The organism is Caulobacter segnis, from assembly GCF_019931575.1.
GTDB classification, from domain to species: Bacteria; Pseudomonadota; Alphaproteobacteria; order Caulobacterales; family Caulobacteraceae; genus Caulobacter; species Caulobacter segnis_C.
The window spans coordinates 1,930,805-1,945,172 of record NZ_CP082923.1; the positions used below are offsets into that span (position 1 = coordinate 1,930,805).

A 14,368-nucleotide genomic window follows, 5' to 3' on the forward strand; every position below is an offset into this window, starting at 1 on the left:
GGGGATTGCGCGGCGGGCGGCCAAGGTAGATTTCTCCACTCATTGAGTAGGAATTGCCATGCCCGACACCAACCTGAACCTCGATCCGTACTGGATGCCCTTCACGGCCAACCGCCAGTTCAAGGCCAATCCGCGCCTTCTGGCCAGCGCTCAGGGCATGCACTATGTCGGCGTCGACGGTCGCCGGATTCTCGACGGGACGGCCGGGCTGTGGTGCGTGAACGCCGGCCATGGCCGGCGCGAGATCGCCGAGGCGGTGTCGCGCCAGCTGCTGGACCTGGACTACGCGCCGTCGTTCCAGATGGGCCACCCGGTCGCCTTCCAGTTCGCCGAGGCCCTGGCGAGGATCGCGCCGGGCGGGCCCGACGCGGGCCTAGATAGGATCTTCTTCGCCAACTCCGGGTCCGAGGCCGTCGACAGCGCGCTGAAGATCGCCGTGGCCTACCAGCGGGCGATCGGGCAGGGGCCGCGGACCCGGTTCATCGGCCGCGAGCGCGGCTATCACGGCGTGGGCTTTGGCGGGATCTCGGTCGGCGGGCTGGTCAACAACCGGCGGGTGTTTCCGACCCTGAACGGCGTCGACCACCTGCGCCACACCCACGATCCGGCCCGCAACGCCTTCACGCGCGGCCTGGCCGAGCACGGGGCCGAACTGGCCGACGACCTGGAGCGTCTGGTCGCTCTGCACGGCGCCGAGACCATCGCGGCGGTGATCGTCGAGCCGGTGGCTGGCTCGGCCGGCGTGCTGCCGCCGCCCAAGGGATATCTCGAGCGCCTGCGGGCGATCTGCGACCGCCATGGGATCCTGCTGATCTTCGACGAGGTGATCACCGGCCTCGGTCGTCTGGGCGCGCCGTTCGCCACCGACCTTCTCGGCGTCGTTCCAGACCTGGTGACGGTCGCCAAGGGGATCACCAACGGCGTCGTGCCCATGGGCGCGGTGTTCGCCAGGCGGTCGATCCACGACGCCCTGATGACCGGGCCCGAACCGGCGATCGAGCTCTTCCACGGCTACACCTATTCGGGCCATCCGGTGGCCTGCGCGGCGGGACTGGCGACGCTGGGCGTCTATCGCGACGAGGGCCTGCTGACCCGCGTCGGCGCGCTGGAGGCGGCCTGGGCCGAAGCGATCCATGGCCTGCGCGCCGCGCCGCACGTGGTCGACATCCGCACCATCGGCCTGATGGCCGGCGTCGAACTGGCGCCGCGCGATGGAGCCCCAGGCGCGCGCGGCTACGATGCTCTGGTCGCGGCGTTCGAGAGCGGTCTCCTGATCCGGGTCACCGGCGACATCATCGCCCTGTCACCGCCGCTGATCGCCACGGAAGACGATATCGGCGAACTGGCGGACAAGCTGGCCAAGGTGCTGGCGGGCCTGGCCTAGCTGCCCATGGCGTGATCGCCGGCGGTCGCAAGGCCGTCCGCCGGCGATTTGGACTTGCCAGGGCCAACTCGGCGCGATCTCGATGGTGTTACATTGTAACTCCGGGATCGCATCGACATGGGCCTCAAGCCGAGCCGCCGTCATCTGCTCCAAGCCGCCGCGACCTGCGGCGGCGTCGCCTTGACGGGAGCCAGCGCCACGGCCGCTTCCGCGACGAGCGCGCCCCGTCTGGCGCCGAACTCCATCCGCGCCTCCGACCTGCCGGCCCAGTTTGACGTCGCGCCGGGGATCCACAATCTGGAGGCCGGCTACTGGAGCATGATGCCGCGCGTGGTCGCGCAGGCCTATGCGCGCAACTGCCTCCATGTGAACAGCGCCAACGCGATCTGGGCGCGCAACGTGCTGCCGGACGGCGCGGGCTGGACCGCCGCGGCGCGCGAGGCCCAGGCCGCGATCGCGCGCCAGGTCGGCTGCCTGCCCGAGGAGATCGCCGTCACCCGCAGCGGCTCCGACGCCCTGCAGATGCTGATCACCAACTACAGGAACCTGAAACCTGGCGACGCCGTCATCCACTGCGACCTCGACTACGACGCGATGATCGGCGCGATGCGGTGGCTGGGCAGCCATCGCGGCGCGCGGGTGGTCAGTTTCGCCATGCCCGAGCCGGCGACGACCGCCAACATCCTCGCCGCCTACGAGGACGCGCTGGCGCGCAATCCGGACGCCCAGCTGCTGCTGGTCACCCAGGTCTCCAACCGCACGGGCCTGGTCACGCCGGTGCGCGAGATCGTGGCCATGGCCCGGGCGCGAGGCGTGGACACCATCGTCGACGCCGCCCATGGCATCGCGTGCCTGGATTTCCAGCTGGAAGATCTGGGCGCGGACTTCGTCGGCTGGTCGGTCCATAAGTGGACGTCCGCGCCGCTGGGCACGGGGGCTATGTATATCCGCAAGAGCCGGATCGCCGACATCGACATCGCCTTCGAGAACCACAACCTGCCCGCCGACAACATCAACACGCGGGTCCCGGCCGGGACGGTCGACTTTCCGGCCGTGATGACCATCCCGACGGCGGTGGACTTTCATTTCGCCGTCGGCGCGGCGGCGAAGGAGGCGCGCCTGCGGGCCTTGCGCAACCGCTGGGTGGGCGCCGTCCGCGACCTGCCCAATGTCGAGATCTGCGTGCCCGATGATCCGGCCCGCTCCTGTGTGATCACCAGCTTTCGCCTGAAGGGCATGGTCACGGACGCGGACGCCCAGCGCGTGCAGCGACGCCTGTTCGAGGCCCATCGCATCCACACCGTCTGGCGGACGGGCATCGCCAAGGGGCCGGTGATCCGGGTGACGCCGGGGCTCTACAGCACCGAGGCCGACGTCGACGCCCTGGCGGCGGCGCTGCGGGCCGAGCACGCGATGTTCGGCTAGGGGCTTAAAGCGACGCGGCGTGCTGGGCGACGAGATCGGCCAGGAAGTCCAGCACGGCCCGGACGCGGGGCAGGGGCGCCAGGTCCGCGTGGGCCGAGACCCAATAGCTGCGCTTCAGGTCCAGCTGCTCGGGCAGCACGCGCTGCAGGCGCGGATCGGGCTCGGCCGAGAACCGATGCAGCACGCCAAACCCCAGGCCCGAGGCGACGGCGGCCTGCTGGGCGGCGATCGAGTTGGAGCGGAACACCGTCGTCGCCCCGGCGGCCACCTGGTCCAGGTAGCGCAGCTCGGGCACGTCCAGCATCTCGTCGATGTACCAGACCAGCGGACGCTCCAGCAGCTGCGCCAGATCCTCCAGGGGCGGCGTCCGGGCCAGGTAGTCGCGCGCGGCGTAGAGGCCCAGGCTGTAGTCGGCCAGCTTGCGGGTGACGATGCGGCCCTGGGTGGGGCGGCTGAGGCTGATGGCGATGTCGGCCTCGCGGCGCATCAGGTTGACGCTGCGCGATTCCGGAACCAGCTCCAGCTGCAGGCCGGGGAAGCGCTGGTGGAACTGGTGGGCGGCCGGCGCGACCAGATGGGCGCCGAAGGCCTCCGGGGTCGACAGGCGGACGGTGCCCGACAGGGTCTGGCCGACCGCGCCCAGCCGCTCGCTGGCGCTCATCAGCTCGGCCTCGATGCGTTCGGCGTGCTCCAGCAGGGTCAGGCCTTGGCTGGTCAGGCTGACCCCGCGCGGCGAGCGGTCGATCAGCTTGACGCCCAGGTCGGTCTCCAGGGCGGTGACGCGCCGGGCGACCGTCGTCTGGTCCAGGCCCAGCCGCCGGCTGGCCGCCATCAGACCGCCGGCGCGGGCGACATACAGCAGGATGCGCAGGTCGTTCCAGTTCGGCGTGTGTAAATTTGCAGGCATGGTCGCGAAAATTCCGGCTCCACGTGCAAGAATGCCAGGAGTAAGCCTGGGGGACAATTAGGGAGCTCCCGCATGCGCACCATTTCCCATTTCGTCGGCGGCGCCGTCGTCGAGGGGACGTCCGGCCGGTTCGGCGACGTCTTCGATCCCAACACCGGCAAGGTCCAGGCGCGCGTCGCCCTGGCCTCGGCGTCGGAACTGGACGCGGCCATCGCCAACGCCAAGGCCGCGCAACCGGCCTGGGCCGCGACCAACCCGCAGCGCCGCGCCCGGGTGATGTTCGAGTTCAAGCGCCTGCTGGAAATCCACATGGACGAGCTGGCCGAACTGCTCTCGTCCGAGCACGGCAAGGTCGTCGCCGACAGCAAGGGCGACATTCAGCGCGGCCTGGAAGTCATTGAGTTCGCGTGCGGAATCCCGCACCTGCTGAAGGGCGAATATACCCAGGGCGCCGGTCCCGGCATCGACGTCTATTCGATGCGTCAGGCGCTAGGCGTGGTGGCGGGCATCACCCCGTTCAACTTCCCCGCCATGATTCCGATGTGGATGTTCGGCCCGGCCATCGCCTGCGGCAACGCCTTCATCCTCAAGCCTTCCGAGCGCGACCCGTCCGTGCCGGTGCGCCTGGCCCAGCTGATGATGGAAGCTGGTCTGCCGCCGGGCATCCTCAACGTCGTCCACGGCGACAAGGACTGCGTCGAGGGCATTCTCGACCACAAGGACGTCAAGGCTGTCAGCTTCGTGGGCAGCTCGGACATCGCCCAGTCGGTGTTCCAGCGCGCCGGGGCGGCCGGCAAGCGCGTCCAGGCCATGGGCGGCGCCAAGAACCACGGCCTCGTCCTGCCCGACGCCGACCTCGACCAGGCGGTCGCCGACATCATCGGCGCGGCCTACGGCTCGGCCGGCGAGCGCTGCATGGCCCTGCCGGTGGTCGTGCCGGTCGGCGCGAAGACCGCCGACGCCCTGCGCGAGCGGTTGGTCGACGCCATCGGTGGTCTGCGCGTCGGCGTCAGCACCGACCAGGACGCCCACTACGGCCCGGTGGTCAGCGCCGCCCACAAGGCGCGGATCGAGAGCTACATCCAGATGGGCGTCGACGAGGGCGCGGAACTGGTCGTCGACGGTCGCGGCTTCAGCCTGCAGGGCCACGAGGACGGCTTCTTCGTCGGCCCGACCCTGTTCGACCGCGTCCAGCCGACCAGCCGCTCGTACCAGGACGAGATCTTCGGCCCGGTGCTGCAGATGGTCCGCGCCGAGACCCTGGAGGAGGGCATTGGCCTGGCCTCGCGCCACCAGTACGGCAACGGCGTGGCGATCTTCACGCGCAACGGCGACGCCGCCCGCGAGTTCGCCGACCAGGTCGAGGTGGGCATGGTCGGGATCAACGTGCCGATCCCGGTGCCGGTCGCCTATCACAGCTTCGGCGGCTGGAAGCGTTCGGGCTTCGGCGACCTCAACCAGTACGGCATGGACGGCGTGAAGTTCTACACGCGCACCAAGACCGTGACCCAGCGCTGGCCCAAGGGCGGGGCGGTGCTGGACCAGAGCTTCGTCATCCCGACGATGCGATGAGACGAGCGGGGCGGGTCGAAAGGCCCGCCCCATCGCGTACGGCTTAGGCGCCAGGCCCGAAGATCGCGCGAAGCGCGACTGGAGGCTTTCGTCCGCTGCTTCGTTGACTCACTAGAGGCGGCATAAGCTGCATCCGCGTCCAACGAAGTCGAGCGTCCGGTATCATGACCAAAGCCTATCTCTTCCTCGCCGCCGCCCTGGCGGCCGCGCCGGGCCTCGCCTCGGCTCAGGCGGCCCAAAATACGGCGCCGAAGATCAGTCCCGCCGCTCGCGCCGTCCATGACGCGGCCATCGTGCTGGACACCCACTTCGACACGCCGGCCCTGTTCTCGCGGCCGGGCTGGGACTTCGCCGACCGCCATGCGGTGACCAAGGACGGAAGCCAGGTCGACCTGCCGCGCATGGTCGATGGCGGCGTCGACGGCGGCTTCTTCGCGATCTACACGGCCCAAGGGCCGCGCACGAAAGCCGGCGACGACGCGGCCCGCGCCGCCGCCCTGGTCCGGGCGGTCGAGATCCACGAGATGCTGGTCAAGCACAGCGACAAGATCGAGATCGCCCTGAAGGCCGACGACGCCGCCCGCATCGTCGCCAAGGGCAAACGCTTCGCCTATCTCAGCATGGAGAACGCCTATCCGCTGGCTGGCGACCCCGGCATGCTGGACGCCTTCTACGCCCTGGGCGTGCGGATGGTCGGCTTCGCCCACTTCAAGGACAACGACTTCGCCGACAGCGCCACCGACAAGCCCGAATGGGGCGGTCTCAGCCCCAAGGGCAAGGCGCTGCTGGAAGAGATGAACCGCTTGGGCGTGATCCCGGATCCCAGCCACTCGTCCGACGCGGTGTTGGCCCAGGTGATCGAGCAGTCCAAGACGCCGGTGGTCCTGTCGCACAGCGGCGTGCGCGCGGTGTTCGACCATCCCCGCAACGTGCCCGACGACCTGCTCAAGAAGCTGGCCGAGAGGGGCGGCGTCATTCAGATCAACGCCTTCTCGTCCTACATGATCCCCCCGCCGCCGCCCAATCCCGAGCGGGAGAAGGCCCTGGCGGCGCTGGGTCCCAAGTACGGGCCGCGCGACAAGCTGACCGAGGCCAAGGTGGTCGAGATGGTCGCCGAGCGGCGGGCGATCCTGGCCAAGTACCCGATGCCGCGCGCCAATCTCGAGGATCTGATGGCGCATCTGCTGTACGCCCTGAAGCTGATCGGTCCCGACCATGTGGGCCTCAGCGGCGACTTCGACGGCGGCGGCGGGGTGGACGGCTACGACAGCATCGCCGACCTGCCGATCGTCACCGAACGCCTGCTCAAGGCCGGCTATTCCAAGGACGACATCGCCAAGATCTGGGGCGGTAACGTCCTGCGGGTGCTGCGCGAGACCGAGGCCTACGTCGCCAGCCAGAAGTGAACCGAAGAGGGCGCTGACCGCGAGGTCAGCGCCCTTTTTGTTTAGCCCTCGTCCCCGTCGATCCATGTGGCGGAGACGGAGAGGTCGTCGCCCAGCAGGCAGAGGTCGGCGGCGTGTCCGGTGGCGATGCGGCCGCGCTGGGCGTCGAGACCCAGGAAGGCGGCGGGGGCGGCTGAGGCCATCATCACCGCGTCCTCGATCGAGACGCCCAGCATCGAGACGGCGTTGCGGACGGCGGCGGCCATGTCGAGGTCGGAGCCGGCCAGGGTGCCGTCCTCGCCGACGCAGACCCCGTCGCGGACCACGATCTGGCGGCCCTGCAGGGAAAAGCGCTTGTCGGCCATGCCCACGGTCGGCATGGCGTCGGTGACCAGCATGAAGCGGTCCAGCGGCCGGGTTCGCAGGGCGATCTTCAGGGTCACCGGATCGACGTGGCGGCCGTCGACGATGATCCCGGCCCAGGCCTCTTGGTTCTCCAGCACCGCCCCGACGACCCCCGGCTCGCGGCTGGTCAGCGGCGACATGGCGTTGAAGAGGTGGGTGACGCCGGTCAGGCCATGCGCCAGGGCCTGGCGCATGGTCGGATAGAGGGCGTTGGTGTGGCCGGCGGCGACGTGCACCCCGGCGTTCGCCAGGCGCTGGATCATCTCCGGCGTGGTCCGCTCGGGGGCCAGGGTCACCAGGGTCCTGCCGCGCTTCAGCGAGGAGAGGAGCGCGATGGCGGCCTCGTCGATGACCCGGAACTTGCCCTCGTCGTGGATGCCCTTGCGCTTGGGATTGAGGAACGGGCCCTCGATGTGGACGCCCAGCACGCCGGGCACGCCCTGTTCGATGGCTTGCTCGGTGGCCCGCATCGCTTGGTCGACGACATGGAGGTCGTCGCTGATCAGGGTGGGCAGGAAGCCGGTCGTGCCGAACGGGCGATGGGCCGCGCCGATGGCGGCGATGGTCTGCACGGTCGGGGCGTCGTTGAACAGCACCCCGCCGCCGCCATTGACCTGGGTGTCGATATAGCCGGGGACCAGCAGGCCGCCGGCCAGGTCACGGCGCGCGGCCGAGGCGGGAACCTCGGACATCGGGACCACGCCGGCGATCTGGCCGGCTTGGATCAGGACGGCCTTGTCGTATTCGACACCGGCGGCCGTCAGCACGCGGCCATGGACGAGAGCAGCCAGCATCAGACGGTTTCGGTGACCTTGTTGAGATGGGGCGGGCTGTCGGGGTCGTAGCCGCGGGCCACCGACAGGGCGTTGGCCATGCGATAGAAGCTCTGGATCATCAGGATCGGCTCCAGCACCGGATGGGCCGACACGGTGGGCAGGGTGGGGACGCCTGCTTCATCGCCCTCCATCCCCTTGGGCGCGGCCAGCAGCACGTCGGCCCCGCGTTCGGAGAGGCCCTTGGCCATGGCGTCGACACTGGCGCGGCTCTCGTCGTTCTGAGCGAAGACCAGGGCCGGGAAGCCGTCCTTGACCAGGGCCATGGGGCCATGCAGCACCTCGGCGGCGCTGAAGGCCTCGGCGTGCAGGCCGCAGGTCTCCTTGAACTTCAGGGCCGCCTCCAGGGCCACGGCGAAGCCGACCCCGCGTCCCAGGACATAGAGGTTGCTGGCCGAGGTCAGGCGTTCGACGGCCGGACTCCAGTCCAGGCGCCAGGCCTGGGCCAGCAGGGCGGGCAGGGTTTCCAGCGCCGCCTCCAGCGCCTCATCCTCCGTCCAGGCGGCGATCAGCTGGGTGATGGCCACGAGGGCGGCGATGTAGGACTTGGTGGCCGCCACAGAGAGCTCCGGCCCGGCGTGCAGCGGGATGACCGCGTCGGCCAGCTGGGCCAGCGGCGAATCCCCGACATTGACCAGGGCCACGGCGTAGCCGCCGGCGGCCTTGGCCGCCTTCACCGCCGCCAGCAGGTCGGGGCTCTTGCCCGACTGCGAGATGGCCAGAACCAGCGCCCCCTCCAGGTTGGGCGAAGCGTCGTAGACCGAGCTGACCGACAGGCCCGCCGACGAGGTCAGCACCCCGGCCCGGGTCTCGATCAGGTAGCGGGCGAAGGTGGCGGCGTGGTCGCTGCTGCCCCGCGCGCAGGTGACCACCACGCGCGGCGGGGTCTCCCGCAGCCGCGCGGCCAGGGCCGCGACCCGCTCGGCGTTGGCCGCAAGCAGCGCGGCGGCGACCGACGAGGCCTCCCCCGCCTCCAGGAACATCCGCGTGGACTCCGGCGACAGGCGAGGGGGCGAAGACAATGATGACGCCGTCAAAGCGCGAACTCCGGAATACGAGAAAAGGGGAAGGCGCTAGGCCGGATCGTTCAGCTCGGCCACGAAGTCGTAGGCGTCGCCGCGATAGTAGGAGTGCGAGACCTCGACCGCCCGGCCGTCGCGCAGGAAGCCGCGTCGCTCGACCAGCAGGCCGGCGTCCTTGGCCTTCACGCCCAACAGGGGCGCGTGCTGCGCCGAGATCAGTATCCCGCGCAGACGCTGAAGCGCGCGGGCCGGCCGATGGCCGGTGGCCGCCATGGCCTCATACAGCGAGCTCTTGACCGCCTCGACCGAGGGCAGGGCGAAGGCGGCGATCGTGGTGTACTCCACCGCCATCGGCGCGCCGTCGGCGTAGCGGACGCGATGGAAGCGATAGACCGCCGCGCCGGGCGACAGGCCCAGGGTCAGCGACTCCTCGGGCGTCACGGAGCCTTCCATGCGCGCGATCCATTCGCTGTGCGGCGTGCGGCCGCGCGCGATCATGTCCTCGGTGAAGCAGGTCAGCTTGGAGAAGTTCTTCTCGACCCGCGCGGCGACGAACGTGCCCGCGCCCTGGCGGCGCGTCAGCAGACCTTCGGTGACCAGGCCGTCCAGCGCCTTGCGCACCGTGATTCGCGAGACGTTGAACTCGTCGGCCATGTCGCGCTCGGGCGGCAGGGCGTCGTCGGGGGACAGGATCTTGCCCTGGATCGCCTCGCGCAGCGCGCGTTGCAGCTGCTTGTAGAGCGGGGCGGCGTCTCCGCCTCCCAAGGGGCCGATCTGCGTGACCAGCGACATTACGAACGCTCCTGAAGCCGACTCGCTTCCCCGTGAAGCGCGTTGAGGCGGTGGTTGACTAGAAACATACCAATATAAGTCCTTTTGCAACCGCCCTCATTGTCGCTGGTTCCCAAAACCGCCCTAAAAGCCTTGTTGTCAAACGTAATTTAAGTGGCCTGACAAAAAGTGGTGTTCAAAGTGGTATTGAAATGGCATGCATGCCTGGCGCGGCGGCACCGCTTTCGCGCTGAAGGTGTAGCGCTCGCCAAGAGCGTGCCGGGGGAGGTTCGATGAGTACGGTGGTCCTGACCGCCCCGCTGAAGGGCTGGGTAGCGCCGTTGGATGAGACGCCGGATGCGGTGTTTTCCGAGCGGATGCTGGGGGACGGGCTGGCGATCGATCCGTTGGGCTCGACGCTGCACGCGCCGTGTGACGCGGTGGTGGTGACGGTGCACCGGGCGCGGCACGCTGTGACCTTGCGGGCGGCCAACGGGGCCGAGATTCTGATGCATGTGGGGCTGGAGACGGTGGCCCTGGGCGGCGAGGGCTTCTCGGTGTTCGTGCGCGAGGGCCAGGCGGTGAAGGCCGGCGACAAGCTCTTGGGTTTCGATCTCGACCTGCTGGCCCAGCGGGCCAAGAGCCTGATCACCCCGGTGGTCATCACCAATCTGGACGCTTTCTCGATCGTGCGCCGCGACCAGGACCGGGCCATTTCGGTGGGCGACTTCCTGATGGAGCTGTCGCCGCTGGGCGGGGCGCAGGTCGTTGCTTCGACCTCCACGCAAGAAATCTCCCGCGCCGTGACCGTGCCGCTGGCGCATGGGATCCATGCGCGGCCGGCGGCGAAGATCGCCGAGACGGCCAAGGGGTTCGACGCCGAGATCGGGCTGGTGGTCGGCGCGCGCCGGGCCAGCGCCCGGAGCCCGGTAGGGGTGATGTCGCTGGCCATCCGCCATGGCGACGACATTGACGTGGTGGCCTCGGGCGTGGACGCCGAGGCGGCGCTGCAAGCCATCGTCGACCTGATCGAGGGCGGCATGGGCGAGGGGGCGCCGGTGGCGGCCCCCATGGCGGGCAAGGCCTCCGCACCGGCGGCCGTGATCGAATCCGCGCCCGTGACCCCGACGGAACTGCCCCGTGACGGGGTGCTGAAGGGGGTGCTGGCCGCGCCGGGGCTGGCGATCGGCAAGGCCGTGCGGCTGGCGTCCAGCGACATCGCCGTGCGCGAGGCGGGCGAGGGCGTGGCCCACGAGGAGGCGGCCCTGACCGCCGCCCTCGCCAAGGTCCGCGCCAAGATCGAAACCAACGCCGCGAAAGGCGACAAGGCCCGCAAGGCGATCCTGGGGGCCCACCTGGCGTTTCTGGATGATCCTGAGCTCGCCGCTGGCGCGCGCCGGCTGATCGGCGAGGGCAAGAGCGCCGGCTTTGGCTGGCGATCGGCCGTCGGCGGCTATGTCGAGGCCCTGCGGGGTCTGGGCGACCGGCGCCTGGCCGAACGGGTCGATGATTTGATCGATCTGGAGCGCCAGGTCCTGCGCGCCCTTAGTGGCGAGGAGGACGACACGACGGTGCTGCCGCCGGGCGCGATCCTGCTGGCCGACGAGCTTTTGCCCTCGCAGCTGATGGGCGTGGATCCCGGCGTGGTGGCCGGCTTCGCCACCGCCCGTGGCGGCCCGACTTCGCACGTGGCGATCCTGGCCGCGGCCATGGGCATCCCGGCCCTGGTGGCCTTAGGGGGCGGGGTCTTGAGCGTCGAGGACGGCGCGGCCCTGATCCTGGACGCCGACAGCGGGACCCTGCGTGTGGCGCCAGATGCGCCAGCCCTGGAAGCGGCCCAGACGGCCCTGGCCCAGCGCCAGTCGCGCAAGGCCGCCGCCAAGGCCGCCGCCCACGAGCCCGCCATCACCCTGGACGGAACCCGCATCGAGGTGTTCGCCAACACCGGCTCGGTCAAGGACGCAGCGGCGGCGATCGAGAATGGGGCGGAAGGCTCGGGACTGCTGCGCACCGAGTTCCTGTTCCTGGACCGCGAGACCCCGCCCGACGAGGACGAGCAGGCCCGCCAGTACCAGGCCATCGCCGACGCCCTGGACGGCCGGCCGCTGATCATCCGCACGCTCGACGTCGGCGGCGACAAGGCCGCGCCCTACCTGCCGATCCCGGCCGAGGAGAACCCGGCGCTGGGCCTGCGCGGCGTGCGCGTCAGCCTGTGGCGGCCGCATCTCTTGAAGACCCAACTGCGGGCCATCCTGCAGGTTAAACCGCCTCAAGGTCAAAAGAGGGGCCAATGCAAGATCATGGTCCCGATGATCGCCAGCCTCGACGAGCTGCGGGCCGTGCGCGCGGTGCTGGAGGAGGCCCAAAGAGAATTGGGGCGCGAGCTGGGCGTCACCGAGCGTGTCGCGCTGGGGGTGATGATCGAGACCCCGGCCGCGGCCGTCACCGCCGACCTGATCGCCGCCGAGGCCGACTTCCTGTCGATCGGCACCAACGACCTGACGCAATACGTGCTGGCCATGGACCGGGGTAACCCCGAACTGGCCGCCCGCATCGACGCCCTGCATCCGGCGGTGCTGCGGATGATCGACCTGACCTGTCGTGGAGCCGAGAAGCACGGCCGCTGGGTGGGCGTCTGCGGCGGCCTGGCCTCGGACGTGGCCGCCACCGCCATCCTCCTGGGCCTGGGCGTCACCGAGCTTTCGACCACGGCCAGCATCGCCCCCGAGGTGAAGGCCCAGGTGCGCTCGCTCAGCCTGGACGCCTGCCGTGCGCTCGCCCAGCAGGCCTTGCAACAGACATCGCCCGAGGCCGTGCGGGCCCTGGCCCAAGCCTTCACCAAGACCGGAGCCTGATCCCGATGAAGTCTCCGCTCGAGATCCTCCAGCCGCTGGGCCGGGCCCTGATGCTGCCGATCGCGGTGCTGCCGGTGGCGGGGCTGCTTCTGCGCCTGGGCCAGCCGGACCTCTTGAACATCGGCTTCATCGCCGCGGCCGGCGACGCGATCTTCTCCAACCTGGGCCTCCTCTTCGCCATCGGCGTGGCCGTGGGCCTGGCCCGCGAGAACAACGGCGCGGCGGGCCTGGCCGGCGTGGTCTGCTTCCTGATCGCCACCGAGGGGGCCAAGGCCCTGCTGCATGTCCCGGCCGAGACGACGGCGGGGCTGATCACCGCCCATGCGGATCTGGCCGGCGCGGCCTACAAGGCCAAGGCCCTGGCCAAGCTCAGCGTGCCGATCGGCATTCTCTCGGGCGTGATCGGCGGCCTGTTCTACAACCGCTTCTCAGGCTTCAAGCTGCCCGAGTACCTGGCCTTCTTCAGCGGCCGGCGCTTCGTGCCGATCGTCTCGGGCCTGGCGGGTCTCTTGATGGCCGTGCTGATCGGCTGGGGCTATGACGCCATCAACGGCGGCGTCGACGCCGCCAGCCGGGCCATCGTCGGCTCGGGCGAGCTGGGCCTGCTGGTCTACGGGTTCTTGAACCGCATCCTGATCGTCACCGGCCTGCACCACATCCTCAACAACATCGCCTGGTTCGTGGTGGGCGACTTCCATGGGGCCACCGGGGACCTGCGGCGCTTCTTCGCCGGCGACCCCAACGCCGGCGGCTTCATGAGCGGCTTCTTCCCGGTGATGATGTTTGGCCTGCCGGCCGCCTGCCTGGCCATGTACCACACCGCCCGGCCCGAGAAGCGCAAGGCCGTGGGCGGCATGCTGGTCTCCCTGGCCCTAACCTCGTTCCTGACCGGGGTGACCGAGCCGATCGAGTTCTCGTTCATGTTCCTGGCCCCGGCGCTCTACGCCGTGCACGCCATCCTGACGGGCGTGTCGATGGCCCTGATGAACGCCCTGCATGTGAAGCTGGGCTTCACCTTCTCGGCGGGGCTGTTCGACTATGTGCTCAACTTCGGCAAGGCGACCAATCCGCTCTGGCTGCTGCCGATCGGGGCGGTCTATGCGGGGGTCTATTACGGGCTCTTCCGGTTCTTCATCCAGACGCTGAACCTCAAGACCCCCGGCCGCGAGGACGACGACCTGGCCGCGCCGGCCATCGTCGCCACCGGCGGCGGGCGCGGGGCCGACTTCGTCCAGGCCCTGGGCGGGGCCGGCAACCTGACTTCCGTCGACGCCTGCACCACCCGCCTGCGCCTGATCGTCGCCGACCAGGCCGCCGTCAGCGAACCGGCGCTCAAGGCCCTCGGCGCGCGGGGGATCGTCAAGCCCTCCGACAAGGCGCTGCAAGTCGTCCTCGGCCCCATCGCCGACGCCGTCGCCGGCGAGATCCGCGCGGCCCTCAGCCAGGGAAATGCGGGCGGCCAGGCGGCCCGGCCCGCCGTCCAGCCAGCCAAGCCCGCGCCGTCCCAGCTCCCCACCGTCGAGGACGACCGCAAGGCCCAGGCCCTCCTCGCCGCCCTCGGCGGGGCGGGGAACCTCAAGGCCGTCGGAACCTGCTCCAGCCGCCTGCGCGTCGTCGTCGCCGACCCCGCCGCCGTCGACGAGCAAGCCCTCCACGCCGCCGGCCTCCGAGGCCTCGTCCGCGTCGGCGACCACGCCCTCCACATCGTCCTCGGTCCCACAGCCGAACGCGTCGCAGAGGCGATGCGGGGGCTCGTCTAGGTCCTCCGCGCACGCCAGGGGAGAGGGGCGTCGCGCGCGCTCTCGCCCT

At 70.1% G+C, this 14,368-nt stretch carries 9 protein-coding genes and 1 pseudogene; 6 read left to right on the forward strand and 4 right to left on the reverse strand.

Annotation, left to right across the window (positions count from 1 at the left end; translation table 11 throughout):
• The first annotated feature begins 58 nt into the window (after positions 1 to 58).
• Both K8940_RS09020 and K8940_RS09025 read left to right on the forward strand, forming a co-directional pair.
• Entirely contained in the window at positions 59 to 1,384 is a 1,326-nt protein-coding gene (locus K8940_RS09020; protein WP_223394860.1) for an aspartate aminotransferase family protein, read from the forward strand.
• Between the two features lie 108 nt (positions 1,385 to 1,492).
• Positions 1,493 to 2,809: pseudogene (locus tag K8940_RS09025) on the forward strand (aminotransferase class V-fold PLP-dependent enzyme); the annotation flags it as partial.
• A gap of 4 nt (positions 2,810 to 2,813) precedes the next feature.
• Here the strand turns inward: K8940_RS09025 and K8940_RS09030 are convergent.
• Positions 2,814 to 3,716 (reverse strand): LysR family transcriptional regulator, encoded by a 903-nt coding sequence (locus K8940_RS09030; protein ID WP_223394862.1) that lies wholly within the window; start codon positions 3,714 to 3,716, stop codon positions 2,814 to 2,816.
• Positions 3,717 to 3,788: 72 nt separating this feature from the next.
• On the opposite strand from K8940_RS09030, the gene K8940_RS09035 reads away from it, so the two are divergent.
• Positions 3,789 to 5,288 (forward strand): CoA-acylating methylmalonate-semialdehyde dehydrogenase, encoded by a 1,500-nt coding sequence (locus tag K8940_RS09035; RefSeq protein ID WP_223394863.1) that lies wholly within the window; start codon positions 3,789 to 3,791, stop codon positions 5,286 to 5,288.
• 164 nt (positions 5,289 to 5,452) lie between these two features.
• Positions 5,453 to 6,694 carry a dipeptidase gene (locus K8940_RS09040; RefSeq protein WP_223394865.1) on the forward strand — a complete coding sequence of 414 codons (1,242 nt, stop codon included), beginning with the start codon at positions 5,453 to 5,455 and terminating at the stop codon, positions 6,692 to 6,694.
• A 41-nt stretch (positions 6,695 to 6,735) separates the two neighbouring features.
• Here the strand turns inward: K8940_RS09040 and nagA are convergent, their stop codons facing one another.
• The 3 genes from nagA to K8940_RS09055 all read right to left on the reverse strand — a co-directional run bounded on the left by nagA (position 6,736) and on the right by K8940_RS09055 (position 9,725).
• Complete coding sequence (nagA, locus tag K8940_RS09045) at positions 6,736 to 7,872, reverse strand: N-acetylglucosamine-6-phosphate deacetylase (protein WP_223394868.1); 1,137 nt, start codon at positions 7,870 to 7,872, stop codon at positions 6,736 to 6,738.
• Positions 7,872 to 8,894 (reverse strand): SIS domain-containing protein, encoded by a 1,023-nt coding sequence (locus tag K8940_RS09050; protein WP_223395805.1) that lies wholly within the window; start codon positions 8,892 to 8,894, stop codon positions 7,872 to 7,874. Before K8940_RS09050 ends, nagA begins: the two co-directional genes overlap by 1 nt.
• Positions 8,895 to 8,984: 90 nt before the next feature.
• Positions 8,985 to 9,725, reverse strand: a complete 741-nt coding sequence (locus K8940_RS09055; RefSeq protein ID WP_223394870.1) for a GntR family transcriptional regulator — start codon at positions 9,723 to 9,725, stop codon at positions 8,985 to 8,987.
• A 272-nt stretch (positions 9,726 to 9,997) separates the two neighbouring features.
• On the opposite strand from K8940_RS09055, the gene ptsP reads away from it, so the two are divergent.
• Together ptsP and nagE are read left to right on the forward strand one after the other, a co-directional pair.
• Entirely contained in the window at positions 9,998 to 12,559 is a 2,562-nt protein-coding gene (ptsP, locus tag K8940_RS09060) for a phosphoenolpyruvate--protein phosphotransferase (RefSeq protein WP_411675587.1), read from the forward strand.
• A gap of 5 nt (positions 12,560 to 12,564) precedes the next feature.
• Positions 12,565 to 14,319 (forward strand): N-acetylglucosamine-specific PTS transporter subunit IIBC, encoded by a 1,755-nt coding sequence (nagE, locus tag K8940_RS09065; RefSeq protein ID WP_223394872.1) that lies wholly within the window; start codon positions 12,565 to 12,567, stop codon positions 14,317 to 14,319.
• Positions 14,320 to 14,368 lie beyond the last annotated feature (49 nt).

Bases quoted from the DNA above. Each gene is read 5' to 3' on its own strand.
- K8940_RS09050 (WP_223395805.1), bottom strand. From the start codon at position 8,894: ATGTTCCTGGAGGCGGGGGAGGCCTCGTCGGTCGCCGCCGCGCTGCTT.
- K8940_RS09055 (WP_223394870.1), bottom strand. From the start codon at position 9,725: ATGTCGCTGGTCACGCAGATCGGCCCCTTGGGAGGCGGAGACGCCGCC.
- K8940_RS09020 (WP_223394860.1), top strand. From the start codon at position 59: ATGCCCGACACCAACCTGAACCTCGATCCGTACTGGATGCCCTTCACG.
- nagA (WP_223394868.1), bottom strand. From the start codon at position 7,872: ATGCTGGCTGCTCTCGTCCATGGCCGCGTGCTGACGGCCGCCGGTGTC.
- K8940_RS09035 (WP_223394863.1), top strand. From the start codon at position 3,789: ATGCGCACCATTTCCCATTTCGTCGGCGGCGCCGTCGTCGAGGGGACG.
- nagE (WP_223394872.1), top strand. From the start codon at position 12,565: ATGAAGTCTCCGCTCGAGATCCTCCAGCCGCTGGGCCGGGCCCTGATG.
- K8940_RS09040 (WP_223394865.1), top strand. From the start codon at position 5,453: ATGACCAAAGCCTATCTCTTCCTCGCCGCCGCCCTGGCGGCCGCGCCG.
- K8940_RS09030 (WP_223394862.1), bottom strand. From the start codon at position 3,716: ATGCCTGCAAATTTACACACGCCGAACTGGAACGACCTGCGCATCCTG.
- ptsP (WP_411675587.1), top strand. From the start codon at position 9,998: ATGAGTACGGTGGTCCTGACCGCCCCGCTGAAGGGCTGGGTAGCGCCG.